Source organism: Bacillus sp. MRMR6, from assembly GCF_001940785.1.
In the GTDB taxonomy this organism is placed as follows: domain Bacteria; phylum Bacillota; class Bacilli; order Bacillales; family Cytobacillaceae; genus Neobacillus.
Window position 1 is genome coordinate 1 of sequence record NZ_MSLS01000081.1, and the last position, 1,153, is coordinate 1,153.

Consider the following 1,153-nt stretch of genomic DNA (forward strand, 5'->3'; position numbering starts at 1 on the left):
AACATTCGAATTGGTGGCACGGCATTGCGACCGTTATCCAGACAATATTTATCTTTTAATTCTTCAATTATGAATGAAAAGTCGACTAGTTCTTTAATTTGGCGAAGCATATTATCTTTTGGAACAATGAGATCATAAATTCCTATATATGGGCTAAGATTGAATGAATCTTGAAAGGAAATCATTTCGGTACCACCTTTAAAGTCTTGTTACCTTAATTATAAAATAAAAAGCAGTTGAAGGGTTGATAAAATCAACCTTCAACTGCCTCAAAACAAAGGACTTTTTCAGTGCCCTCGCTATCGCGCCTGCGGGGTCTCCAGTAACCTCTATATCCCGCAGGAGTCGAGTGCCCTGCGCTCCAATCAACAGGGAGTATCCCAACACAAAAGTTTGCAACTTTTCTAGCATTGCTAATTGTTCTGCAATCTTTTTCATATATTGGCAGGGTGGAGATATTCCGACTAACTATCATTTTAAGGAAATCTAGGTATTTCCAATTTAGTCGGAAATTGTACCGTTATTTTTCAAACATAGTGAAATCAACATTCAGCCTTAACAGCACCTAAAAATAAATTAGGTTATAAAAATGCAGAAAAGTTTAGGTTTTTCCGATTGGAATCGTATATCAATCCCTGCATAAGCATTTAACTGTTTGTTATTTTCAAAAAACGATGGATGTCTCCGAATTCTGCCATTACATGTACGGCTGTATGGTACCAGGTAAACTCAGAATCACCTTGTATTTTTGGATTGTATTAAGAGTTGTGCATAATGATTTACAGCTCTGTTGATTTGCGCGAAAGGCACGTAGACTCCTGCGGGAGTACGGGGCAGAGGGAGACCCCGCAGGCGCTTTAGCGAGGGCACTGAAGAACTTCCGTTTTTTATATTTTATAAATAAGGAAAAGGCATTATGGATGAAAAAAGACAAAAAAAAGCAACTTCCTACCGAAATTCGAAGGGAAGTTGCTTATACCTCTGCCTATTTCCTATTCTTTTTCATTAAGAAGTTTTATTATCCCGAATATTTTTCTAGCTCTTGCGCTTATGCTCTTTTTGTTATTTGCCGGACCGACTAATTTTATAATGGACTTGTTCACTACTACAATTGGTAGTTATCTGCAAAATTTAACCGTTATGAGTTTTCGGC

Annotated in this window: 1 protein-coding gene and 2 pseudogenes; 1 reads left to right on the forward strand and 2 read right to left on the reverse strand. The window is 37.3% G+C overall.

Annotation, left to right across the window (positions count from 1 at the left end; translation table 11 throughout):
- Together BTR25_RS26660 and BTR25_RS28735 are read right to left on the reverse strand one after the other, a co-directional pair.
- A partial coding sequence (locus tag BTR25_RS26660) for a transposase (protein ID WP_483295293.1) occupies positions 1-185 on the reverse strand: 185 nt, incomplete at its 3' end.
- 421 nt (positions 186-606) lie between these two features.
- Positions 607-745 (reverse strand): annotated as a pseudogene (locus tag BTR25_RS28735) (transposase); the annotation flags it as partial.
- Between the two features lie 281 nt (positions 746-1,026).
- Between BTR25_RS28735 and BTR25_RS27380 the strand changes: the two are divergent.
- Positions 1,027-1,153 (forward strand): annotated as a pseudogene (locus BTR25_RS27380) (BCCT family transporter); the annotation flags it as partial.